Consider the following 24,287-nt stretch of genomic DNA (forward strand, 5'->3'; position numbering starts at 1 on the left):
TTTCTCGGGCACAACGCCCATGCAACGCCCGTATAATGCCGGCCATTATGAGCCGTCGCCGGCACTGGGGGAACCGGTGTATGATCGCGCGCGCTCAAGCCCCACCGCGCGGCCAACGTCCCCCGCTCTTTCCAGGATTCATTCATGTTCAAGGCTTTGCGTTACTTTGGCTGGCCCCTGCTTACCGGCCTACTGATCGCCATGCTGATCATCCAGCGCTTCCCGCAATGGGTCGGCCTGCCCAGCCAGGACGTCAACCTGCAGCAGGCACCGCAGACCTCGCGGATCATGCAGGGCCCGGTGTCCTACGCCGATGCCGTGACCCTGGCCGCCCCGGCGGTGGTCAACCTGTACACCACCAAGGTGGTGAACAAGAGCGCCCACCCGCTGTTCGAAGACCCGCAATTCCGCCGTTTCTTCGGTGACAACCTGCCCAAGCAGCGCCGCTGGGAGTCGAGCCTGGGTTCGGCGGTGATCATGAGCCCCGAGGGCTACCTGCTGACCAACAACCACGTCACCAGTGGCGCCGACCAGATCGTCGTAGCCCTGAAGGATGGCCGCGAAACCTTGGCCCGGGTGATTGGTAGCGACCCGGAAACCGACCTGGCGGTGCTGAAGATCGACCTGAAGAACCTGCCGGCGATCACTATCGGCCGTTCCGACAACATTCACATCGGCGATGTGTCGCTGGCCATCGGCAACCCGTTCGGGGTCGGCCAGACCGTGACCATGGGCATCATCAGCGCCACGGGCCGCAACCAACTGGGCCTGAACAACTACGAAGACTTCATCCAGACCGACGCGGCGATCAACCCGGGCAACTCCGGTGGTGCGCTGGTGGATGCCAACGGCAACCTGATCGGCATCAACACCGCGATCTTCTCCAAGTCGGGCGGTTCGCAGGGCATCGGTTTTGCCATTCCGGTAAAACTGGCGCTGGAGGTGATGAAGTCGATCGTCGAGCATGGCCAGGTGATCCGTGGCTGGCTGGGCATCGAAGTGCAACCGCTGAGCCAGGAACTGGCCGAATCGTTCGGCATGAAGGACCGCCCGGGCATCGTGGTAGCGGGTATTTTCCGCGAAGGGCCGGCGGCGAAGGCCGGGCTGCAGCTGGGTGACGTGATCCTGAGCATCAACGGCGAGCCAGCCGGTGACGGGCGCAAGTCGATGAACCAGGTGGCGCGGATCAAGCCCAACGAGAAGATCACCATCGAGGTGATGCGCAATGGGCAGCAGTTGAAGCTGATTGCCGAGGTGGGACTGCGGCCGCCACCGGCGCCGGCAGTCGCCACGGAAGAGAAGTAAGGCCGCGATCGGGTGTCTGGGGCTGCTTCGCAGCCCATTCGCAGCACAAGGCTGCTCCTACAGGAGATCGCATTTCCCTTGTAGGAGCAGCCTTGTGCTGCGAATGGGCCGCAAAGCGGCCCCCGGCTACATCAATGCAGGATCTGGCTCAGGAACAACTTGGTCCGGTCACTGCGCGGCCGGTCGAAGAAGTCATCCGGTGCCGCCTGCTCGACGATCTCGCCCTTGTCCATGAAGATCACCCGGTTCGCCACGGTCCGGGCAAAGCCCATCTCGTGGGTCACGCAGAGCATGGTCATGCCATCCTCGGCCAGGCCCACCATGGTATCGAGCACTTCCTTGACCATTTCCGGGTCCAGCGCCGAGGTCGGTTCGTCGAACAGCATGATCTTGGGCTTCATGCACAATGCGCGGGCAATCGCCACACGCTGCTGCTGGCCACCGGACAACTGCCCCGGGTATTTGTGCGCCTGCTCCGGAATACGCACCCGCTCCAGGTAGTGCATGGCGATTTCCTCGGCCTTGCGCCGTGGCATCTTGCGCACCCACATCGGCGCCAGAGTGCAGTTTTCCAGGATGCTCAGGTGCGGGAACAGGTTGAAGTGCTGGAACACCATGCCCACCTCGCGGCGGATGGCCTCGATCTGCTTGAGGTCGTTGGTCAGCTCCACACCATCGACCACGATGCGCCCCTGCTGGTGCTCTTCCAGGCGGTTGAGGCAACGGATGGTGGTGGACTTGCCCGAACCGGACGGCCCACAAAGCACGATGCGTTCGCCCTGACGCACATTCAGGTTGATGTCCTTGAGCACATGGAACTGGCCGTACCACTTGTTCACGCCCTGCATCTGGATGATGCCTTCGGGGCCGGCAGGCTGCTTGATCGCTTCACTCATTTCGAAACTCCTAACGCTTGTGGCCAGTGTCCAGCTTGCGCTCCAGATGCATGGAGTAGCGGGACATACCGAAACAGAAAATCCAGAACACCAGGGCGGCGAACACGTAGCCCTCGGTAGCCATGCCCAGCCAGGCCGGGTCGGCAGCGGCTTGCTTGACGCTGTTCAGCAGGTCGAACAGGCCGATGATGATCACCAGGCTGGTGTCCTTGAACAGGGCAATGAAGGTGTTGACGATGCCGGGGATCACCAGCTTGAGAGCCTGCGGCAGAATCACCAGGCCCATCGCCCGCCAGTAGCCCAGGCCCATGGCCGCGGCGGCTTCGTACTGGCCCTTGGGGATGGCCTGCAGACCGCCACGCACCACCTCGGCGATGTACGCCGACTGGAACAGGATCACGCCGATCATCGCCCGCAGCAGCTTGTCGAAGCTCATGCCCTCGGGCAGGAACAACGGCAGCATCACCGACGACATGAACAGCACGGTGATCAACGGCACGCCGCGCCAGAACTCGATGAAGGTCACGCACACCACCTTCACCGCCGGCATCCGTGAACGCCGGCCAAGGGCCAGCAGGATGCCCAGTGGCAAGGCGCCGACGATACCCACGGTGGCAATCACCAAGGTCAGCATCAGCCCGCCCCACTGGCTGGTCGCTACGTTTTCCAGGCCCAGTACCCCCCCATGCAGCAGGGTGTAGGCCAGCACCGGGTACAGCACCAGGAAGCCCAGGCCGTAGAAGGCCTTGCGCGGGAAGCGCTTGATGAACAGTGGCGCGGCGCCGAGCACGGCAAGCCATACGGTCAGGTCCACGCGCCAGCGCAACTCCGCCGGGTAGTAGCCGTACATGAACTGGCCGAAGCGCTGCTGCACGAACACCCAGCAGGCGCCTTCCTTGGTGCAGTCGGCGCGGGTGGTGCCGACCCAGTTGGCGTCAAGCAACGCCCACTGCAGCAATGGTGGCACGATCAGCCACACCAGGTAGATGGCGAACAGGGTCAGCAGCGTGTTGAGCCAGCTGGAGAACAGATTGGCACGCATCCATGCGAGCACGCCGACGGTTTTCACCGGTGGCGGCATGTCGGGTTTGAAAACATGGGCATTCACGGGCGTATCCTCACCGCTCGATCAGCGCAATGCGCTTGTTATACCAGTTCATCAGCAACGAAATGCTGATGCTGATGGCGAGATAGACACTCATGGTGATGGCAATCACCTCGATGGCCTGGCCGGTCTGGTTGAGCACGGTACCGGCGAACAGCGAGACCATCTCCGGGTAGCCGATACCGGCCGCCAGCGACGAGTTCTTCGCCAGGTTCAGGTACTGGCTGGTCAGCGGCGGAATGATCACCCGCAGTGCCTGGGGGATGATCACCTTGCGCAGGGTCGGCCCCTCGCGCAGGCCCAGCGAGCGCGCGGCCTCGGTCTGGCCATGGCTGACCGAACGGATACCGGAGCGCACGATCTCGGCGATGAACGCAGCGGTGTAGATGGTCAACGCCAGGGTCAGCGCCAGCAGCTCGGGGATCAGCACCCAGCCGCCGACGAAGTTGAATCCTTTCAATTGCGGCACTTCCCAGTGCACCGGGCTGCCAAACAGCAATACGCAAACGCCCGGAATCGCGATGAACAGCGCCAGCCCCACCCAGAACTTGTGGAACGGCACGCCCGTCTCGTCGAAGCGCTTGTTGGCATAGCGCACCATTACCACGATGGCCAGCAGCGCCAGGACCACGGCAACGACGAACGGCCAGAAGCCTTCGGCCATGGACGCGCCGGGCATGTTCAGGCCACGGTTGCTGATGAAGAAGGTGTCGTCGATATTGATACTGCCCCGCGGTCCCGGCAGGGTCAGGAACACAGCGAAGTACCAGAACAGGATCTGCAACAATGGCGGGATGTTGCGGAAGGTTTCCACATACACGGTCGCCAGCTTGCTGATCATCCAGTTCGGTGACAGTCGCGCCACACCGATGATGAAGCCGAGGATGGTCGCCAGCACCACGCCGATGAAGGTCACCAACAGGGTGTTGAGCAGGCCGATGACGAACACCCGCGCATAGCTGTCGGATTCCACATAGGGGATCAGATGCTGGGCGATGCCGAAGCCGGCACTGCGGTCGAGGAAGTCAAAGCCCGAGGTGATACCCCGGTGTTGCAGGTTGGTTTGCGTATTGTGGAACAGATACCAGCCCAGACCGACCACGAAGACTATCGTGAGAATCTGGAACAGCCACGCGCGCACACGTGGATCGCTCAGGGATAACCCCTTTTGTGCGCCGATTCGATTTTGCATGAAGTGCCCCGGACAGTAGGGTTCCGAACAGCCTGCGGCGGCGGGATGCCGCCGCAGGGTGCAGCCATCAGCGCACAGGTGGCGCGTACTGGATGCCGCCGTTGTTCCACAGGGCATTCATGCCACGGTCGATCTTCAGGTCGGTGCTCTGGCCCAGGTTCTTCTCGAACACTTCGCCGTAGTTGCCGACTTGCTTGACGATCTGTACTACCCAGTCCTTGGGCAGCTTGAGGTCCTTGCCGTACTCGCCATCCGCACCCAGCAGGCGGGCGACGTCCGGGTTCTTGGTACCTTTGGCCTCTGCCTCGACGTTCTTCGAGGTGATGCCCGCCTCTTCGGCGTTAAGCATGGCGAACAGGGTCCACTTGACGATGCTGAACCATTCTTCGTCGCCTTTACGCACCACCGGGCCCAGCGGTTCCTTGGAGATGGTTTCCGGCAGTACCACGTACTCGGTCGGCGCGGCCAGCTTGGAGCGCTGGGCGAACAACTGCGACTTGTCGGAGGTCAGCACGTCGCAACGGCCCGATTCCAGCGACTTGGCACTTTCATCCGAGGTGTCGAAGGTGATCGGGGTGTACTTCAGGCCATTGGCGCGGAAGTAGTCCGACACGTTCAGCTCGGTGGTGGTACCGGCCTGGATGCAGATGGTCGCGCCATCGAGTTCCTTGGCGCTGGATACACCCAGCTTTTTGTTGGCCAGGAAGCCAACGCCGTCGTAGTAGGTAACACCGGCGAATACCAGGCCCATGCCGGCATCACGCGAGCTGGTCCAGGTGGTGTTGCGCGACAGCACGTCGACTTCGCCCGACTGCAGGGCGGTGAAACGTTCCTTGGCGTTGAGCTGGCTGAACTTGACCTTGGTGGCGTCGCCGAACACGGCGGCGGCCACAGCGCGACACACGTCGGCGTCGATGCCAACGATCTTGCCCTGCGCATCAGGTACCGAGAAGCCTGGAAGACCGTCGCTCACGCCACACTGGACGAAGCCCTTCTTCTTTACCGCATCAAGGGTGGCGCCGGCCTGGGCGTTGCTCACGGCGCCTAGCGCGGCGGCAGCGGTCAGGACTGCCAGGGTGGTTTTCAACATCTTCATTCACAACCTCCAAATCGCTCTTGTTGTATCGAGCCGGAATTGCACCGCACCCTTTTGAGGCGTGTCCGACCCGTATTGGCTTGTTATTGGGTCAATGGCGCAATGGGCTGTTCTGTGACAGCCTTCGCGTGCAAAGGGTGTTACCGTCACGGCCTGCCCTTTGCATCACAGGTTGAATTGCAAAGCGCGTACCAAAATTTCTGGCTGTAGCGTTTAAGCGCTCGTCAAGTAGGGAAAGTTGTATCGTTGCGACATTCTTTTTCAGACAATCATTTCCAGCGCCTTCTTTTTACGCACGTCAGAACAAGACCCGCACAATTTCGGAGCAGTCATGACCAACCCGCTGATTCTCGAACCGCAGAAAACCGCAGACGCCTGTGTGATCTGGTTGCACGGTCTGGGGGCCGACCGTTACGACTTCCTACCAGTGGCCGAATTCATGCAGGAGCGCCTGCTCAGCACCCGTTTCGTCATGCCCCAGGCGCCCACCCGCCCGGTAACCATCAACGGCGGCTACGCCATGCCCAGCTGGTATGACATCAAGGCCATGACCCCGGCCCGCGCCATCGACGAAGCGCAGCTGGAAGAATCGGCCGAGCAGCTCATTGCCCTGATCAAGGCCGAGCAGGCCAAAGGCATCAGCCTGTCGCGGATCTTCCTGGCCGGTTTCTCCCAGGGTGGCGCGGTAGTGCTGCACACTGCCTATATAAAGTGGCAAGAAGCGCTGGGTGGCGTGATCGCCCTGTCCACCTACGCCCCCACCTTCAATGACCAACATCAGTTGAGCGCTTGCCAGCAACGCACCCCGGCCCTGTGCCTGCACGGCGTGCACGACCCGGTGGTGATACCTGCCATGGGCCGCACCGCCTTCGAGTACCTGAATACCTGGGGTGTCGCCGCCCGCTGGCACGAATACCCGATGGAGCATGAAGTGGCGGTGGAAGAGTTGAACGACATCCAAGACTGGCTTGGCAAGCAATTGCAATAAGCCAGTGCCGCCTGTAGTTGTAAGGCTATTCCACTACGCCGCACCTGAATCTTGCATTACACTGCCCGGCGTACATTCCTTAACCAGTTGATGAGACGATCGTGCTCAAGGCACTCAAGAAAATATTCGGCAAGGGAGACGCCGCGCCACAGGCCGTCGCTCCTGCTGCCAGCGTGACGCCACCTGCGCCCGCGCCCGCCAGCGAGGCCCGGCCTGCGGCAAAACCGGCCGCCCCACGCACCACCCCCGCCCCCCAGGCTGAACAGCCTGCCGCCGTTTCGCCAGCCGCCGACAAGGCGGCCAAGGACAAACCGCGTCGGGAACGCAAGCCCAAACCGCAGGCCAGCCTGTGGAAACCGGAAGACTTCGTGGTCGAGCCGCAGGAAGGCAAGACCCGCTTCCACGACTTCAAGCTGTCCAACGAGCTGATGCACGCCATTCACGACCTGGGCTTCCCGTACTGCACGCCAATCCAGGCACAGGTGCTGGGTTACACCCTGCGTGGCCAGGACGCCATCGGCCGGGCCCAGACCGGTACCGGCAAGACTGCGGCGTTCCTGATCTCGATCATTTCCCAACTGCAGCAGACACCGCCGCCGAAGGAACGCTACATGGGCGAGCCACGCGCACTGATCATCGCGCCCACCCGCGAGCTGGTGGTGCAGATCGCCAAGGACGCCATCGCCCTGACCAAGTACACCGGCCTGAACGTGATGAGCTTCGTCGGTGGCATGGACTTCGACAAGCAACTCAAGGCCCTGGAAGCGCGCCACTGCGACATCCTGGTGGCCACTCCGGGGCGCCTGCTGGACTTCAACCAGCGCGGTGAGGTGCACCTGGACATGGTCGAGGTGATGGTGCTGGACGAAGCCGACCGCATGCTCGACATGGGCTTCATTCCCCAGGTGCGCCAGATCATTCGCCAAACGCCGCCGAAAAGCGAGCGCCAGACCTTGCTGTTCTCCGCCACCTTCACCGACGACGTGATGAACCTGGCCAAGCAGTGGACCACCAACCCGGCCATCGTCGAGATCGAGCCGGAAAACGTTGCCAGCGAAACGGTGGAGCAGCACGTGTATGCGGTGGCCGGCAGTGACAAGTACAAGCTGCTGTACAACCTGGTGACCCAGAACAAGTGGGAACGGGTGATGGTGTTCGCCAACCGCAAGGACGAAGTGCGGCGCATCGAGGAAAAACTGGTGCGCGACGGCATCAATGCCGCGCAGTTGTCGGGCGACGTGCCGCAGCACAAGCGTATCCGTACCCTGGAAAACTTCCGCGAAGGGCGAATCACCGTGCTGGTGGCCACCGACGTGGCCGGGCGCGGCATTCACATCGATGGCATCAGCCACGTGATCAACTTCACCCTGCCGGAAGACCCGGACGACTACGTGCACCGCATTGGCCGGACCGGTCGTGCGGGCACCAGTGGTGTGTCGATCAGCTTTGCCGGTGAGGATGACTCGTACCAGCTGCCGGCGATCGAAGAGCTGCTGGGGCGCAAGATCAAATGCGAAATGCCGCCGGATGAACTACTGAAGCCGGTGCCGCGCAAGCATCATTGACCTGTGCCGGCCTCTTCGCGGGTAAACCCGCTCCCACAGAACTGCACATAACTCATTGAATTAGCAGGGACCCTGTGGGAGCGGGTTCACCCGCGAACCGGGGCTCCGCCCCGGCCATCAAACAAGGATCTACCAGCGCTCGGCGGCGTCCTGGTCACTCTGCTTCCCTTCCACCCACCTTGCCCCTTCCTGGGTATTTTCCTTCTTCCAGAACGGCGCCCGGGTCTTCAGGTAGTCCATGATGAAGTTGCAGGCATCGAACGCCGCCTGTCGATGGGCACTGGCCACGCCAACGAACACGATCGGCTCGCCCGGCCCCAGTGCACCGATGCGGTGCAGCACCTCCACCTTGAGCAACGGCCAGCGCTGCTCGGCCTCGACCACGATCTTGGCCAGGGCCTTTTCGGTCATGCCCGGATAGTGCTCGAGGAACATCCCCGCCACTTCACGGCCATCGTTGAAATCCCGCACATAGCCAACAAAACCGACCACCGCGCCCACGCCGACATTGGCCGCATGCATGGCATTGGTCTCGGCCCCCGGGTCGAACGCGCCTTCCTGTACTCGCACAGCCATGTTCAGCCTCCGGTCACCGGCGGGAAGAACGCAATTTCATCGCCCTCTTCCAGTGGCTCATCGAGCTTGCACAGCTCTTCGTTGCGCGCACACATCAGGTTCTGCTCGGCCAGCACTTCGTACTGCCCGCCCTTGGCCACCAAGGCCTGGCGCACATCATCGAGCACCTTGAACACGCCCTCCACCCGCTCGGCATCCACGCCCAACAGTTCGCGGTAACGGGCGAAGTACATCACTTTGACCTTCATCACGCCTCCACCTTGTAGTGGCCGCTCTTGCCGCCAAGTTTTTCCAGCAGGCGCACTTGCTCGATGACCATACCTTTATCCACAGCCTTGCACATGTCATAGATCGTCAGCGCGGCCACGCTGGCGGCGGTCAGCGCCTCCATCTCCACGCCGGTCTGCCCGGCCAGCTTGCAGCGGGCGACGATGCGCACGGTGTCCTGCCCCTCGGCACTGAGTTCGACCTTGACGCTGGTCAGCATCAGCGGGTGGCACAGCGGGATCAGGTCGCTGGTTTTCTTCGCCGCCTGGATGCCGGCAATGCGCGCCACGGCGAACACGTCGCCCTTGGGGTGCCCACCGTCGACGATCATCTGCAAGGTCTGCGGCAACATGCGCACCCGCGCCTCGGCGGTGGCCTCGCGCTCGGTCACGGCCTTTTCAGTGACGTCGACCATGTTGGCCCGCCCCTGGGAATCAAGATGTGTCAGCACTGCTCTGCTCCTGTGAAGGGAGTTCGCAGTGTAAACCTGTGAGTCAGGTTTGAGCAGAGGGGTGCGTCAACCGGGCGTGCCCGCGAAAAGGCCGGGCGGCGAACCGCCCGGCGGAGAGGGTTACAGATGTGATTCGGCGTACTCGGCCAGCACCGAGCGTGGCACACCCTGCAGGGTGATGTGCACGCCATGAGGGAAGTCCTTGAAGCGCTCGGTCAGGTAGGTCAGGCCCGAGCTGGTCGCGGACAGGTAGGGGGTGTCGATCTGCGCCAGGTTGCCCAGGCAGACCACCTTGGACCCGGAGCCGGCACGGGTGATGATGGTTTTCATCTGGTGCGGCGTCAGGTTCTGGCACTCGTCGATCAGGATCAGGCTCTGCTGGAAGCTACGGCCACGAATGTAGTTCAGCGACTTGAACTGCAACGGCACGCGCTCGAGGATGTACTCGACGCTGCCATGGGTGCTTTCGTCATCCATGTGCAAGGCTTCGAGGTTGTCGGTGATGGCGCCCAGCCAGGGTTCCATCTTCTCGGCCTCGGTGCCCGGCAGGAAGCCGATCTCCTGGTCCAGCCCCTGCACGCTGCGGGTGGCGATGATGCGCCGGTAGCGCTTGCTGACCATGGTCTGTTCGATGGCTGCGGCCAGGGCCAGGATGGTCTTGCCGGAACCGGCGGCGCCGGTCAGGTTGACCAGGTGGATATCCGGGTCGAGCAGAGCGAACAGCGCCAGACTCTGGTGGATGTCCCGTGGCTTCAGGCCCCAGGCTTCCTGGTGCAGCAGCGGCTCCTGGTGCAGGTCGAGCAACAGCAGCTCATCGTTGCGGATACCCTTGATCCAGCCGACGAAGCCCTGTTCATCGATGATGAACTCGTTGATATGCACCGCCGGCAGGTTGTCGATCAATTGCACGCGGTGCCAGGTGCGGCCACGCTCCTGGCGGGTATCGACCTTGCTCACCCGGTCCCAGAACGAGCCGGTGACCGAATGGTAGCCCTTGGACAGCAAGGACACGTCATCGACCAACTGGTCGGTACTGTAGTCCTCGGCCGCGATGCCACAGGCACGCGCCTTAAGGCGCATGTTGATGTCTTTGGTGACCAGCACAACGTCCAGGTCGGTGCGCCGGGCCCGTACTTCGAGCAACTGGTTGATGATGATGTTGTCGTTGAGGTTTTCCGGCAGCAGCTTGTTCGGCTCGTTGCGCGGAGTCATCAGGATGGACAGGAAGCCCTTGGGCCCGCTCTTGCCACGCTGGATCGGCACGCCCTGCTCGACATCGCTGGGCGAGGCGTCACCAAGAGTCTGGTCGATCAGGCGAATGGCCTGGCGGCATTCGGCAGCGATGCTCTGTTTGCCGGTCTTGAGCTTGTCGAGTTCCTCCAGCACCGTCATCGGGATGGCGACATGGTGCTCCTCGAAGTTGAGTAACGCGTTGGGGTCGTGAATCAGGACGTTGGTATCGAGCACATACAGGATAGGCTTGCTGGAGGAAGAGTTGCGTCCTTGGTCATCCATACTCGGTCACCTTATGTCGAAGCCACACGGCGTGGTCTGTTACGCCGCAGAGTGACTGCCGTTCTCCCCGTATCCGCGTTGTTACGGGCGGGAAGCGAACCTGGCTAGGTGGGCCTGGATGACGCCACCTGTGCTGCAGGAATCGGCTGTCTGGCTTCTTCATACCGCAAAAATGATGACTAAAAAAAGTCTTTTTACGTGTAGGTGAAGTTTATTTTTCCAAATGACGAACAGGGGTTGGCGAGGGGGCGCATGAGGACTACAGTCAAAAATCAGGCTGGCCTTGCCGGAACCATCGCCAGCAAGCCATGCACGGTACCTGTGGGAACTGGCTTGCCGGCAATGGGCTGCACAGCGGCCCCCTCTCACCCCCGGTTGGCATATCCCTGGCAATCTTCCCAACCAATCCCGCTCTGCGCCGTATTGCGCAACAACCACTCCACCGCCGGCTGCGCCTTGGGCAGGCTGTCATGGAACTGGATCACCCCTTTGCGCCACAGCAACATCAAGGTCAGCACCCGTTGCGCCGAGGCCTCAGCGCTCAATGCGCCATCATCCTGGGCATCGATGTCCCACAATGACACCCATAACTGCTGGCTGGCCATGAATGCCTCGCCATCGGCCCGGCGCTGCCCATAAGGCGGCCGGAACAACGGTACGTACTGCTCCGGCAGGTCGGCCTGCACCCGCGCCTGGCTACGCCGCAGCGAGTCCTGCCAATCGGTCCACTGCGCATGGGAGCGGTACTCCCACCCCTGGATCCCCACACACTGCCCGCCATAGAGCTGGCGCAAGGCATTCGCCGCCCCGGCGTCGCGGCGTTGCCGCAGGCGGTTGCCGAGTACGAAGAACGTACCTTCAAGCTTTTGCCGGCGCAGGTAATCGGCCAGCAGGTCGGTACTGCCGTCCTTCGGCCCGGGCCCGCCGACGAAGGTCAGCAGGAACATGCGATCGTTCAGTTCATCCCCGTTGCGCTCGCGCGAGGACAGCCGCTCCACCTCGCTGCTGGTCTGTGGCAGCAACGCAGCCTTGCGCAGTTGCTCGTCCAGGTAGCGCACATGGAACTGGTGGCTCGGCTCGATCCAGCCGATATAGAACGTGCCGACATCGGCAGCAAACGTCACTGCTTGTGTACGCAACTCCGTCATCGACGTTACCGGGTAGCAGAACGACGCATCCTGCTCGCAACTGCGTTGCGCCTGTTGATAACCCTCCCACAACCGCTGCCACATGCGCGCCCGCACCAGGCGCACCTTCTGCAGGTTGATCTGCCGCAGCCCCAAGCGTGCGGCCAGCGCTGCGTCGTCGAGCTGCTCGCTTTCGTGCAGCACCTGGGCGAACGAGAGGATTTCGGCCCGCGAGGCCACATCGAACAGCGCCGGGCTGTCCAGCTGTTCGGGCCACAGGCTGCGGTCCAGGCTCACCTGGGGTGACGGGGCGGCTTGCACGGCCAGGCTCAGCAGAGCGGCCAGCAAGGCAGAGGCAATACGCACGGTTGAAGGCTCCGCAACGGCGAAACGCGCACTATAGCGTCTGGATAGGCCATGGTCTGTGACTATCGTCGCCATAGTTTGGACTTGCACCGCCCAGCCCGTAGAATTCCCGGCCAACGATGCCAGGAGCCGACCCGATGCTGACGGTGATTTCCCCCGCCAAGACCCTCGACTACGACACCCCGCCGGTGATCGAGCGTTACACCCTGCCCCAGTACCTGGACGACTCCCAGGAACTGATCCAGCAACTGCGCGACCTGTCGCCGGCGCAGATCAGCGAACTGATGCATCTGTCCGACAAGCTCGCCGGCCTGAATGCCGCGCGCTTCGGCAGCTGGACCCCGGACTTCACCCCTGCCAATGCCAAGCAGGCACTGCTGGCGTTCAAGGGTGACGTGTACACCGGCCTCGACGCCGAGAGCCTGGGCGAGGACGACTTCAGCTACGCCCAGCAGCACTTGCGCATGCTTTCGGGCCTGTACGGTCTGTTGCGCCCGCTCGACCTGATGCAACCCTACCGCCTTGAAATGGGCACCAAGCTGGCCAACGCCCGCGGCAAGGACCTGTACGCCTTCTGGGGCACGCGGATCAGCGAATGGCTGAACCAGGCCCTGGCCGAACAGGGCGATGACGTGCTGCTGAACCTGGCCAGCAACGAGTACTTCAGTGCGGTGAAACGCAGCGCATTGAAGGCTCGGGTAATCAACGTCGATTTCAAGGACTTGAAGAACGGCCAGTACAAGATCATCAGCTTCTACGCCAAGAAGGCACGGGGGATGATGAGCCGCTTCGTGATCCAGCGGCGTATCAACGACCCGGAACAACTCAAGCAGTTCGATGTACAGGGCTACTACTACAGCGCCGAGCAGTCGAAACCGGACCACCTGGTGTTCCTGCGCGATCATCCGTCCGAGTGATCCTGTAACAGGTGAACCCGCTCACACAGAAACTGCGTTGCGCTCGAGGCCAACGCAATACCTGAGGGCACAGGTTGACCCGCGAAAAGGGCCGCACAGCGGCCCTACGGTATCAGCACAAACCCCGCCTCCAGCCCGTCTACCTTCACCCCTTGCACCACCGCCCTTGCCGGTCTGACCACAACCCGGCGCGGCGCCTGTTGCGCAGCCTGGCGATAAACCACGTAATGCCTGCCCGCATCATCCTCCTGCAAGGCCTCGGCAGGCACCACCATCGCACCGGCTTCGCGATGTATCAGCACCGCCAACCGGGCACTCATTCCCAGGCGCAAACTCTGCCGTGTGGCGTCTTCAGGCAATTGCAGGTCAACCCGTAGGTCGTACCATGCCGTTTGTTCGGTATCGTCACGCGCCTGCTGGCCGATCTGTGCCAGGCGCCCGGCAAGCACATGACCTGCAATGAAGGCTTGCACCTCCATGCCTTCGCGCAGATCGCCCAGGTCGCTTTCTGCCACCTTGGCAGCCACCTGCAAATGCTCAAGGCTGCTCAAAGTCAACAGTGGCATGCCCTGGACAAGCGCCTGACCCTCCTGAAGTGGCCGTAGCCTGGCTGCGCTGCCATCTGCACGGGACAACAGGCCGGCAAACGGCGCCTTGACCACCCGGAGATCACGCCTCGCCAGCAACGCCCGCCAATGTGCTTCGGCACTTTCCAGCTCCATTTCGGCAATCCTCAACGCGTCCCCCTGGCCCCGGGCCTGGGTCAGCTGCAGGTCCTGCTGCGCATCCATTACCGCCTGCCGTTGCGCTTGCTGCAACTGCTCGAGGCTTTCAACTTCCGTACGGGCAACGATACCTCGCTCCAGCAGCCGTCGGGTTTCATCCAGCGCCGCCTGGCCAGCCGCCAACGTGGCGCGCGCCGCCGCCAGCGTACGTAAGCTGCGCGCCACTTCGGGGCCAGACTGCCAACCGCGCAGCTGGCTGACCAATGCCGTGGCCTTCAGGCGCTCGGCCTCGGCCTGGCGCAGCTGGATATCGAGCTGCGTGGTGTCCAGGTGCATCAATGGCTGCCCGGCGGCCACCTGCTGCCCCTCAGCTACTAGCAGCGAGGTCAGCACGCCATCGAAGGGCGCACTGAGGGTCACCTGGCGGCCTGCCTGAAGCCTGCCAACCAACCCCAGATGCACCGCCAACGGCTGTGGTTCGACCTGCACCCAGCGTTGCGCGTCCCTTGCGGAGGTATCCGGCCACGCCTGCCAAAGCAGCAATACCAGCATGCCTGTGCTGCCCCCCAGCACCCACCACCACCGCCTAGTCATTGAGCGCCACGTTCCAGCTGTCGAGCGTCGCTCCCAGCACCTGGTCCAGTACCACCTGGGCTTCGAGGTAATCGAGGATGGCATCCAGACGGGTACTTTGCGCGTAGCGCAGATCCCCTTCGAAACTTAGCACCTGGAAATTGCTGGAACGCCCTGCGGCCAACTTCTCCTGCTCGATATCGAGCTTGCGCTGCGACAAGGCCAACGCGCGCTCGGCAATTTCCACCTGGCGCCAGCGCACCTGCACGTCCCGCACAGCTGTGCCCACTTCGCGCTGGAGTTGCTGACGGGATTCGGCCAGGTTCAGGTTCTGCTGATCCATGGCCACCTGGGCCCGCACCCAGGCCTGACGCCGGTCGAGGTCACCAATGGGTACTTCCAGTTCAAGCCCGAGATAGCGTTCCCCGGAGGTACCGTTGCCTGGCCGCTCGCGCAGTTGACTGACCCCGCCGACCAACGACAGATCCCACCATTGGGCGTTATCCGCCACCTGCAGATCGATCGCAGCCTGCTCGACAGCCAGCTGTTGCATCAGATACGCCGGTTGCCACGCTTCTGCGCGAGCCAGTGCCTGGCTGGCGTCCACCTGCAGGCGCTCGACATGCAGAGACTCCACGGCTCTCAGCGGTGTCGACAGGTCTATTGCCAACAGCTGTGCCAATGCCTGACAACTCTGCTGCAACTGGTTGCGGCTGCTTTCACGTGCCATCTCCTGGTTGGCGACTTCGGCCTGCGCCTGGACGATATCGAACGCAGCCATGCGCCCGGCAGCGATCAGTGCCCGGTTCACCTCCACCAACTGCCGTGACCGCGCCAGTCCATCTTCGGCGATACGCAGTTGCTCCTGCGCGCGCAGCAGCGCGCGGTACAGCATGATCGTGCGGGTAATGACCGCAGAGACGTCGTCCTTGAGCGCCAGTCGGTTCAGTTGTTCGGCCAGGCGCGCCTGACGCAGTGGCGCACTGGCAATGTCGCGCCCGGCACCACGCAACAAGGGCTGGATGATCGTCAAGTTTGCCCCATCGCTGTAACGTCGCCCGGCACCATCGGCACGGGTATGGCCACGAGCCCAGTCAAGGCTCAAACGCGTACCGTAGGGTGTGAGCAGGCTGGCTGTCGGGGCCAGCCGTGCCTCCTGATAGTGATCGGCGTGGTTGCGATTAGCCAGGTAGCGGGCTTTGAGTGCCAACTGCGGCGCAAACTGGTCATGTGCCACCCGTAGCTCGAACTTCTGCGCGATGCGCTCAAGGTAGGCCCTCCGGATCGCACGATTGTCGCGCAACGCCAGGGCAATCGCATCGGCCAGTTCGATATCCACGGGTTCGCCATGCAGGGTCGACAAGGCACTTACCGGTGACACGTGCTGCAAAGCCGGGCGCGACGGCTGCAGGCCTTCTTCGGCCAGTACCAGCAGCGGCGACAGGAGGACCGGCACCACCCCCCTAGTCATCACGTAACGCCTGCAACGGCTGCAGCCGCGCTGCAGCCAACGCAGGCTGCAGACCGAAGAACAGCGCCAGCGCCAGCGACGCGCCCATGCTTGCAGGCAGCGACCCGGCATGGAGGGCAAAGCGCCAACCGGCAGCCAGCGCGAACAACCAGGCTGCGGCCAATCCGAGCAAAACGCCAAGCAGCGCCCCGGCTGCCCCTAGCAGCAATGCTTCGAGCAGGAACAACCAGGCGATGTCGCGCCCCCGTGCACCCAAGGCAACGCGCACACCTATTTCCCGACGGCGCTGCGCCACATTCATCACCATGACATTCATCACCCCGACCCCGCCAAGCACCAGCGCGATGGCAGCGGTACTCACGAGCATCCAGGTCATCATGCGCGACTGGCCGGCCATGCTCTCCAGCATTTGCCTGGGCAACTGGACCTCCACCTCATACCCCGGCAATCGTGCTTGCAGAAAGTGCGACAGCGAAGCGGCAGCCTGCGTCAGGTCCATCGCGGTGTCACCCAGCGCGACAAGCGTTCCGACTGCTGGCGCGGGGCTAAGGCGATGCATGCCCGCCAGTGGCATCAATACTGCGTCGTCGAAGTTCACCGGCAGCATGGGGTTGTAACCACGGCGCCCGAGCACCCCGACCACATCGAACAGATAACTGCCCAACTGCACCCGATCCCCCTCCCGTACCCGCAACTGTCTCGCCAGCGAAGCGCCCAGCAGCAGATGCGCAGCCTGGTCATCGTAGCGGGACAGCAATCGCCCCTGGCCAACCTCAAGATCCAGAACCTCGGCCAGGTGCGCGGTGCTGCCTGCGACCATGACCTCGATGCTTGTTCTATCGAACTTCAGCGCCTGCACTGCGGTTGCCAAAGGTGCCGCCGCTCGAATACCAGGCGGCAAAGGCTCTGCCTCCATACCCAAAGTGCCACCCGGCGCGGTAGCGCCCTCCAGGCTGACCACCAGCAAGTCGCTGCCCAACCCCTGGAACATCTGCCGGACATGCTGCGCGGCACCATGGCCGATGTTCATCAAAGCCACCAGCGCGGCGCAGCCAATCGCTATGCCCGACAGTGCAAACCAGGCTCTGACGCCCAGCTGCCGCACGCTGCCCAGTGCCTCGCCGATGCGTTGCGGCCAACTTGGCCCATAGGCCTCATGCATCGAAGACGCCACCGTCACGCACCTGCATGCGCCGCTGCATGCGCTGCGCCATGGCCGGGTCGTGGGTGACCATGAGCAAGGTCATGCCCTGCTCATGGTTCAGCCTGCAGAGCAGCCCGATGATCTCCTGAGCCGTTTCGCAATCAAGGTTCCCGGTGGGCTCGTCGGCCAGCAAAATCCGCGGCCCGGTGACCAGCGCCCGGGCGATCGCCACACGCTGGCGCTGGCCGCCGGACAGATCTGCGGGCCGGTTCCGGGCACAATGGGCCAGGCCGACTTTTTCCAGCTGCAGCGTCGCAGCCCGCCGTGCTGAGGCCAGGCCGATGCCGCGGTAACTCAATGGCAACGCGACATTGTCGAGAATGGACAGGCGGGGCAGCAGATTGAAGCTCTGGAATACAAAGCCCAGCAGGCGGTTTCGGGTGATGGCGCGTTGATTGGCAGTGGCATGCGTCATGTCGCAACCGTCCAGTACCAGCCGCCCCCGGCACGGCTGGTCGAGCAGGCCGATCAGGTTAAGTAAGGTGCTTTTGCCTGAACCGGAGGGGCCAGTGATGGCACATGACTCGCCAGGGAAAATAGAAAACGAGACATCATGCAGGATGGTCTGGCCCCCGAGCAGTCGGGTGAAGCCATGCAGAGAAATGCTCGAGTTCATCCATTGTCCTCCGCAGGTTTACCGACTTCGTCAGCGAACTCTACAGGCACGTACGAAGACGCATTCTGCTGAGTCCACTCATTGGCAACCATCTCGATCAGTGATGTATTGAATGCTGGCCATTCCAGTTCGTATTGAGAAAGCAACATCATGTAGTCTGCCTCCCAATTTCCTTGGATTTGAGCCTCCTCTATTCGGGGAAGTGCTTTGTAATAATCAATAATTTCATATATACCTTGCTCCGCACGCCCGGTTCTTTGGCGTTCACCCTCCATTTTGTGTGTTATGTACGATTGCCATTCCGATCGCCGACTGGCCAACTCCAATCTGGCCGCTCTTCGCTCATTGACAGTAAAATCACCGCTTTCGTCATATGTGATCAAGCTCAGTTGATCAGTGGATAATCCCTCGAATGGGTTTGGGCCTCGACCGTTCGAAAAGTCGGTTGCTCGTCGCGCTCGATCAAGCAACTCGATATCATCAGTATCGGGTAGAAATTCATCATAAGAGGATTTACTGAATGAATAACTTGCACCTGTCAGTTTATCCAGGATTCGCGCAGCCAGCGCCGAAAGCTCACTTCGAGAGAATTGACTCTCTCGAGCTGCTGCGCGTCGGGCGGCAGCACTGAGCTGGCGTGAAAGGCTGGAAATCTCTGAATCCTCGGGCTTTTCCTCGGTTTCAGGCTTCAGCGGACTTGAGCCCGTTTCATTGCTTATTGTGCGCCGGACCGGTACAGCTCCGGCAATTTCTACTTTTGCGAAACCGATACTGTTAGGGAATTGCATACCTCACCTCGCGCAAACAGTAATTATGATTCAGCAACAGTACGCCACCTCCCGCTAGACGTACTGCCACCTGACTCAAGAACTCACAACTACTTCATAGTGAATTCAACGGACCATGAATTGTCCGCATTTTTGCGAGTAATATTGGCTGTACAAATAGCACCGCCGCTCGGCGTAGCGGTTTTGGTCCATTCTGGTTGCTTTATCCCGCCTGGCATCAACCTCATTTGAAAGGTGGTACCGAATGCGCAAGTCTTTCGACCCTGCGTATAACGCACCATCGCTGCATTCACCTCGGGGCTGACAACGCGTTGCACATCGAAAATCGTTTGCATGTTCGACGCCACACTACTATCGGGCTTCGGCCGCGCTATTTGGTATGTACTGCTCTCATTGGAGGTGACCATTTTAAGGATGGCATTTTCTCCACCGAGGTTCTTGAAGGTGACGTTAACGTTTGGCCCCGCCTGCACCATGCCAGCCAGCAGCAAGGAACCGCTGGCGAGCAGGATTTGCGATGTCTTCTTCATTTGGCTTTCTCTCGTCTCTTCCATGTGATGAATGGATGAGACGCCCTCGGTGGCTAATGGCCCGAGGCTGCCCAAGACGCTCCTTCGTTCATGGACAGCTCCACAGAGCGTCCAGAAGGGGTAACGGCCGGCGCGGCAAAAGCCTTAGTTTTCATGTGGCCATGATGTGTTTCCACATGTGTTAAGACGCGGCCTCGGCACGGAGCAGGCTTCACATTGCCAGCATGTCATTTGTTCGACGCCAAAAATCCATCACATGGAGCCTTATCGCAAAACGCCATAAGACCGTTCATACCTTTTTTGACGAATTTTGAAAAAAATTTTTGGATGCTGGCATAAAAATATCTCGCAACAGTTTCGCCCTTTATATATAGGGGCAAAACACCCGCGTGCTATCAGATTGAAATTGTTCGCCACTGAAAAAATATTTAGAAATCTTTCATCCGCGCCGAACCCTCCCCGGAACTTCTGCTACGACGAATCGCTCATAGTGCCGTAACGATTTTCCTGCCCCCGGGCTGTGAGAGATGACTTACAGATGACAACGGCAGGTATCCACTACCGGCCCCAACAACTTCGACAGGTATGACGGCAACCCCCGAAGCCCCTGTCCACGCAGGAGAGACGCGTCCCTTACAATTCGTCCTAGTGGTTGATTTCAAAGGATTTTTCCACTTGAAAAAACAAGCACAGCAACGCGCCACGTAGCGCATTGCAATAAAGACGGCTGCATTCCAGGGCACGTTTTTTAATTAATGGCTTTTTACTGCCACATTTGAGTGCATAACTTTTTGCGCTCCGGATTTATTTTGCCTGCGCTCGGCGAAGTGTGCGTTTCGCCATGGGTCCGTGCGCCCGAAAACTGTTGTTAATCAACCCAGTCCGGCTCTTTCCGGAGAGGCCGGCGTGATAAACACATGAGGTGATAGCGATGCGTATCAGCATCTTTGGTTTGGGTTATGTGGGTGCAGTCTGTGCAGGCTGCCTGACGGCGCGAGGCCATGAAGTGATCGGTGTGGACGTGTCCAGCACCAAGATCGACCTGATCAATCAGGGCAAGTCCCCCATCGTCGAACCTGGCCTGGAAGCACTGCTGCAACAGGGCATCGCCAACGGCCGCCTGCGCGGTACTACCGATTTCGCCGAAGCCATCCGTGCCAGCGACGTATCGATGATCTGCGTGGGCACCCCAAGCAAGAAGAACGGCGACCTGGGCCTCGAGTACATCGAATCGGTGTGCCGCGAAATTGGCTACGTACTGCGCGATAGCGAGCGCCGTCACACCATCGTGGTACGCAGCACCGTGCTGCCAGGCACCGTGAAGAACGTGGTGATCCCGATCCTCGAAGACTGCTCGGGCAAGAAAGCCGGCGTCGACTTCGGCGTCGCGGTCAACCCGGAATTCCTGCGTGAAAGCACCGCGATCAAGGACTACGACCAGCCACCGATGACCGTCATCGGCGAACTGGACAGCGCCAGCGGCGACATCCTGCAGGCCCTGTACGAAGAGCTCGACGCACCGATCATCCGCAAGCCGATCGAAGTGGCCGAGATGATCAAGTACACCTGCAACGTGTGGCACGCCACCAAGGTCACCTTCGCCAACGAGATCGGCAACATCGCCAAGGCCGTAGGCGTGGATGGCCGTGACGTGATGGACGTGGTGTGCCAGGACAAAGTGCTGAACCTGTCCCAGTACTACATGCGCCCTGGCTTCGCCTTCGGCGGCTCGTGCCTGCCCAAGGACGTGCGCGCCCTCACCTATCGTGCCGCCAGCCTCGATGTACGCGCACCACTGCTCGACTCGCTGATGCGCAGCAACGAGTCGCAGGTGCAGAACGCCTTCGAGCTGATCGAAGCCCACGACAAGCGCAAGGTCGCCCTGCTCGGCCTGAGCTTCAAGGCCGGCACCGACGACCTGCGTGAAAGCCCGCTGGTGGAACTGGCCGAGCGCCTGATCGGCAAGGGCTACCAGCTGGACATCTACGACGAGAACGTCCAGTACGCCCGTGTCCACGGCGCCAACAAGGACTACATCGAGTCGAAGATCCCGCACGTGTCGTCGCTGCTCAACGCCGACTTCCAGAAGGTGATCGACAACGCCGACATCATCGTCCTGGGCAACCGTGACGAGCAGTTCCGTGCACTGGCCCAGCAAGCACCGGCCGGCAAGCACGTGATCGACCTGGTCGGCTTCATGAGCAAACCGACCTGCGCCACCAGCCGTACCGAAGGCATCTGCTGGTAAGTGCTGGCCGGGCAGCGGTGATCTCCCAACCACCGCTGCCCACCCTTTCCCGAATTCTCGACGGATGCTGAACATGCAAAGGCTCCAGACAGTGCTGTTGCAGTGCGCCGGGTGGCTGCTCTACATGAGCCTGCTCATGCTGATCGCCCTGGCCCTGCCAGCCGATATCTTCGACTCGCAGTCGAAGCACTTCATCTTCCTGGTCGGCGCAGTCGGCATCTGGCGCTATTCCATGGGCGCCACCCATTTCATCCGCGGCATGATCTTCCTCTACGGCGTGTACCCGTACCTGCGCCGCAAGGTGCAGAAAATGGGCAAGGACGCCGACCCGTCCCACGTGTACCTGATGGTGACCAGCTTCCGCATCGAAGCACTCACCACCGCCCAGGTGTACAGCTCGGTGATCCGCGAGGCGATCAACTGTGGCTTCCCCACCACCGTGGTCTGCTCGCTGGTAGAGATGTCGGACGAACTGCTGGTGAAAAGCCTGTGGGCCAAATACAACCCGCCAGCCCACGTGAAACTCGACATCGTGCGCATCGCCGGTACCGGCAAGCGTGACGGCCTGGCCTACGGTTTCCGTGCGATCTCGCGCATGCTGCCGGACGAGAACGCCGTGGTAGCGGTGATCGACGGCGACACCGTGCTGGGCGATGGCGTGGTACGCAAGACCGTGCCGTGGTTCAAGCTGTTCCCCAACGTCGGCGGCCTGACCACCAACGAGTTCTGCGAAGTGCGTGGCGGCTACATCATGAGCGAGTGGCACAAGCTGCGCTTCGCCCAGCGCCACATCAACATGTGCTCGATGGCCCTGTCCAAGCGCGTGCTGACCATGACCGGGCGCATGTCGATGTTCCGCGCCAGCGTGGTGACCAACCCCGAGTTCATCGCCGACGTGGAAAGCGACTCGCTGATGCACTGGCGCCTGGGCCGCTTCAAGTTCCTCACCGGTGACGACAAATCCAGCTGGTTCAGCCTGATGCGCCTGGGCTACGACACTTTCTACGTGCCGGACGCCGCCATCAACACAGTCGAGCACCCGCCGGAGAAGAGCTTCCTCAAGGCCAGCCGCAAGCTGATGTACCGCTGGTACGGCAACAACCTGCGGCAGAACTCCCGCGCGCTTGGCCTGGGCCTGCGCCGCCTGGGGCTGTTCACCAGCATCGTGCTGTTCGACCAGCGCGTGTCGATGTGGACCAGCCTGCTGGGCCTGACCGTGGCAGTGATCGCCAGCCTCAAGTTCGGCCTGGGCTTCCTGCTGGTGTACCTGCTGTGGATCGGCATCACCCGCCTGATTCTCACCATCATGCTGCTGTGCTCCGGCCACAACGTAGGCCCGGCCTACCCGCTGATTCTCTATTACAACCAGATCATCGGCGCGCTGATGAAGATCTACGTGTTCTTCCGCCTCGACAAGCAGTCCTGGACGCGTCAGCCCACTGCCCTCAAGCGTGACCTCGCCAGCTTTCAACAATGGTTCAACACCTGGTCCTCGCGGACCATGACCTTCTCGGCTGCCAGCATCTTCGTCGCTGTGCTGTTCATGGTCGTGTGAGCCCAACCCGGATCGGAACTAACAGGAACAAACCACATGAATACCGCCGTGAACGTCAACGTCGTGCATGAGTCCGAAGCCCAGCGCCAGCATGCCCGGGTACGCATCCCCGCCAAGCTGCGGTTCCTCGACCCTCAGCGCCAGGCCCACGATGTGAAGGTCGACGACCTCTCCGCCGGTGGCCTGAGCTTCCACACCAAGCAACAACTGTCGGTTGGCGACGTACTACGCGGACGGCTGCAGTTCACGGTCGACAACCTCGGCCTGTCGATGGACATCGAGTTCCAGGTGCGCTCCTACAACCCGGGCAGCGGCCGTACCGGCGCGCAGTTCCAGAACCTTGAGCCACGCGACATCGCCACGCTGCGCCACCTCATCACCTCGCACCTGTCGGGTGAGCTGATCACTGCGGGCGATGTGCTCAGCACCTTGCAGCGCGACAACTTCACCAAGGCCCGCAAGCAGAAGGACGGCGGTGCCGGCCTGAGCGCCTTCGGCCGCCTCAAGGCGGTCACCGTCACCCTGGGCGTATTCGTGGTCGGTGTCGCCGCCTTCGGCTTCATCGCCAAGTCGCTGTACGGCATGTACTTCGTCAGCCATGCCGAAGCCGGCGTGGTCGCGGTACCCACCACCACCATCACCATGCCGCGCGACGGCACCGTGAACAGCCTGGTCGAAAGCGGTGGGCAAATTGCCAAGGGCGCGCCACTGGCCAGCTTCACCACCAGCATGCTGGACATGCTCAAGGGCAACCTGGAAGACGCACAGCTGGAGCCGGCGAAGATCGAGGAACTGTTCGGCAAGCAGCTGTCCGGCACCCTCACCAGCCCCTGTGATTGCGTGGTCGCCCGCCAGCTGGTGGATAACGGCCAGTACGCCGCCAAGGGCCAGCCGATCTTCCAGCTGATCCCGCGCACCACCAACCCGATGATCGAGGCTCGCTTCACCTACCGCCAGTTCGACGAGGTCAAGCCAGGTACCCGGGTCAACTTCCAGGTAGCCGGCGAAGACGAGGTGCGCACCGGCCAGATCGTCAGCAGCGCCAGCCTCAACAGCGAAGACCTGGCCGCCGACATCCGCGTGCAGATCAAGCCCGACAGCACCCTGCCCGCCGAACTCGCCGGCCGCCCGGCTTCGGTCAACAGCGACCGTGGCCCGTCGCTGAACTGGCTGATCGACAAAGCCATGGCCCGTGGGCTGTAAGAGGATCA

General features: G+C 61.6%; 22 protein-coding genes. 7 read left to right on the plus strand and 15 right to left on the minus strand.

All coding sequences use genetic code 11. The features are described from left to right. Positions 1-144 precede the first annotated feature (144 nt). Complete coding sequence (gene algW / locus CAY82_RS06615) at positions 145-1,305, plus strand: Do family serine endopeptidase AlgW (protein ID WP_087500456.1); 1,161 nt, start codon at positions 145-147, stop codon at positions 1,303-1,305. A gap of 131 nt (positions 1,306-1,436) precedes the next feature. Here the strand turns inward: algW and CAY82_RS06620 are convergent, their stop codons facing one another. The 4 genes from CAY82_RS06620 to CAY82_RS06635 form a co-directional block, all read right to left on the minus strand. Then, a complete protein-coding gene (locus CAY82_RS06620) occupies positions 1,437-2,201 on the minus strand; it encodes an amino acid ABC transporter ATP-binding protein (protein ID WP_003251792.1) in 765 nt (254 codons plus the stop codon). A gap of 10 nt (positions 2,202-2,211) precedes the next feature. Further along, positions 2,212-3,309 (minus strand): amino acid ABC transporter permease, encoded by a 1,098-nt coding sequence (locus tag CAY82_RS06625; RefSeq protein WP_063913329.1) that lies wholly within the window; start codon positions 3,307-3,309, stop codon positions 2,212-2,214. 10 nt (positions 3,310-3,319) lie between these two features. Next, a complete protein-coding gene (locus CAY82_RS06630; RefSeq protein WP_087500457.1) occupies positions 3,320-4,498 on the minus strand; it encodes an amino acid ABC transporter permease in 1,179 nt (392 codons plus the stop codon). Positions 4,499-4,565: 67 nt separating this feature from the next. Next, a complete protein-coding gene (locus tag CAY82_RS06635) occupies positions 4,566-5,594 on the minus strand; it encodes an amino acid ABC transporter substrate-binding protein (RefSeq protein WP_087500459.1) in 1,029 nt (342 codons plus the stop codon). Positions 5,595-5,925: 331 nt separating this feature from the next. Here CAY82_RS06635 and CAY82_RS06640 point away from each other — a divergent pair, with 331 nt between their 5' ends. Further along, complete coding sequence (locus tag CAY82_RS06640; RefSeq protein WP_087500460.1) at positions 5,926-6,582, plus strand: alpha/beta hydrolase; 657 nt, start codon at positions 5,926-5,928, stop codon at positions 6,580-6,582. A 101-nt stretch (positions 6,583-6,683) separates the two neighbouring features. Then, a complete protein-coding gene (rhlB, locus tag CAY82_RS06645) occupies positions 6,684-8,147 on the plus strand; it encodes an ATP-dependent RNA helicase RhlB (RefSeq protein WP_087500462.1) in 1,464 nt (487 codons plus the stop codon). A gap of 129 nt (positions 8,148-8,276) precedes the next feature. Here the strand turns inward: rhlB and moaE are convergent, their stop codons facing one another. The 5 genes from moaE to CAY82_RS06670 form a co-directional block, all read right to left on the minus strand. Beyond that, positions 8,277-8,723 carry a molybdopterin synthase catalytic subunit MoaE gene (gene moaE / locus CAY82_RS06650; protein WP_087500463.1) on the minus strand — a complete coding sequence of 149 codons (447 nt, stop codon included), beginning with the start codon at positions 8,721-8,723 and terminating at the stop codon, positions 8,277-8,279. Between the two features lie 2 nt (positions 8,724-8,725). Further along, positions 8,726-8,971, minus strand: coding sequence for a molybdopterin converting factor subunit 1 (gene moaD, locus CAY82_RS06655; protein ID WP_087500464.1), 246 nt, complete (start codon positions 8,969-8,971; stop codon positions 8,726-8,728). Then, positions 8,971-9,441, minus strand: a complete 471-nt coding sequence (moaC, locus tag CAY82_RS06660; RefSeq protein ID WP_087500465.1) for a cyclic pyranopterin monophosphate synthase MoaC — start codon at positions 9,439-9,441, stop codon at positions 8,971-8,973. The genes moaD and moaC overlap by 1 nt, the downstream gene beginning before the upstream one ends. 120 nt (positions 9,442-9,561) lie before the next feature. Continuing rightward, positions 9,562-10,956 (minus strand): PhoH family protein, encoded by a 1,395-nt coding sequence (locus tag CAY82_RS06665; RefSeq protein ID WP_087500466.1) that lies wholly within the window; start codon positions 10,954-10,956, stop codon positions 9,562-9,564. 365 nt (positions 10,957-11,321) lie between these two features. Beyond that, positions 11,322-12,449 (minus strand): polysaccharide deacetylase family protein, encoded by a 1,128-nt coding sequence (locus CAY82_RS06670; protein WP_087500467.1) that lies wholly within the window; start codon positions 12,447-12,449, stop codon positions 11,322-11,324. A 137-nt stretch (positions 12,450-12,586) separates the two neighbouring features. Between CAY82_RS06670 and yaaA the strand changes: the two genes are divergently transcribed. After that, positions 12,587-13,366 (plus strand): peroxide stress protein YaaA, encoded by a 780-nt coding sequence (gene yaaA, locus CAY82_RS06675; protein ID WP_087500468.1) that lies wholly within the window; start codon positions 12,587-12,589, stop codon positions 13,364-13,366. A 104-nt stretch (positions 13,367-13,470) separates the two neighbouring features. Here the strand turns inward: yaaA and CAY82_RS06680 are convergent, their stop codons facing one another. The 6 genes from CAY82_RS06680 to CAY82_RS06705 all read right to left on the minus strand — a co-directional run bounded on the left by CAY82_RS06680 (position 13,471) and on the right by CAY82_RS06705 (position 19,273). Next, positions 13,471-14,685: an efflux RND transporter periplasmic adaptor subunit gene (locus CAY82_RS06680; RefSeq protein ID WP_170931033.1), complete on the minus strand. Its 1,215-nt coding sequence runs from the start codon at positions 14,683-14,685 to the stop codon at positions 13,471-13,473. Then, the gene (locus CAY82_RS06685; RefSeq protein WP_087500471.1) at positions 14,678-16,135 is read right to left on the minus strand and encodes a TolC family protein; all 1,458 of its coding nucleotides are present in this window, start codon (positions 16,133-16,135) and stop codon (positions 14,678-14,680) included. Before CAY82_RS06685 ends, CAY82_RS06680 begins: the two co-directional genes overlap by 8 nt. Continuing rightward, entirely contained in the window at positions 16,128-17,297 is a 1,170-nt protein-coding gene (locus tag CAY82_RS06690) for an ABC transporter permease (RefSeq protein WP_087500472.1), read from the minus strand. The genes CAY82_RS06685 and CAY82_RS06690 overlap by 8 nt, the downstream gene beginning before the upstream one ends. Next, on the minus strand, positions 17,290-17,955 hold the full coding sequence (locus CAY82_RS06695; RefSeq protein ID WP_087500473.1) for an ABC transporter ATP-binding protein: 666 nt from the start codon (positions 17,953-17,955) through the stop codon (positions 17,290-17,292). Before CAY82_RS06695 ends, CAY82_RS06690 begins: the two co-directional genes overlap by 8 nt. Further along, complete coding sequence (locus CAY82_RS25845) at positions 17,952-18,743, minus strand: hypothetical protein (protein WP_140399084.1); 792 nt, start codon at positions 18,741-18,743, stop codon at positions 17,952-17,954. Before CAY82_RS25845 ends, CAY82_RS06695 begins: the two co-directional genes overlap by 4 nt. Before the next feature lie 89 nt (positions 18,744-18,832). Next, positions 18,833-19,273, minus strand: a complete 441-nt coding sequence (locus CAY82_RS06705) for a hypothetical protein (protein ID WP_087500548.1) — start codon at positions 19,271-19,273, stop codon at positions 18,833-18,835. A 931-nt stretch (positions 19,274-20,204) separates the two neighbouring features. Here CAY82_RS06705 and CAY82_RS06710 point away from each other — a divergent pair. The 3 genes from CAY82_RS06710 to CAY82_RS06720 all read left to right on the plus strand — a co-directional run bounded on the left by CAY82_RS06710 (position 20,205) and on the right by CAY82_RS06720 (position 24,279). Beyond that, positions 20,205-21,521 carry a nucleotide sugar dehydrogenase gene (locus tag CAY82_RS06710; RefSeq protein WP_003257136.1) on the plus strand — a complete coding sequence of 439 codons (1,317 nt, stop codon included), beginning with the start codon at positions 20,205-20,207 and terminating at the stop codon, positions 21,519-21,521. 73 nt (positions 21,522-21,594) lie between these two features. After that, complete coding sequence (locus tag CAY82_RS06715) at positions 21,595-23,076, plus strand: glycosyltransferase family 2 protein (RefSeq protein ID WP_087500475.1); 1,482 nt, start codon at positions 21,595-21,597, stop codon at positions 23,074-23,076. 36 nt (positions 23,077-23,112) lie between these two features. After that, complete coding sequence (locus CAY82_RS06720) at positions 23,113-24,279, plus strand: alginate biosynthesis protein Alg44 (protein ID WP_087500476.1); 1,167 nt, start codon at positions 23,113-23,115, stop codon at positions 24,277-24,279. Positions 24,280-24,287: the final 8 nt, after the last annotated feature.

This window comes from Pseudomonas sp. SID14000, assembly GCF_002165135.1.
In the GTDB taxonomy this organism is placed as follows: Bacteria; Pseudomonadota; Gammaproteobacteria; order Pseudomonadales; family Pseudomonadaceae; genus Aquipseudomonas.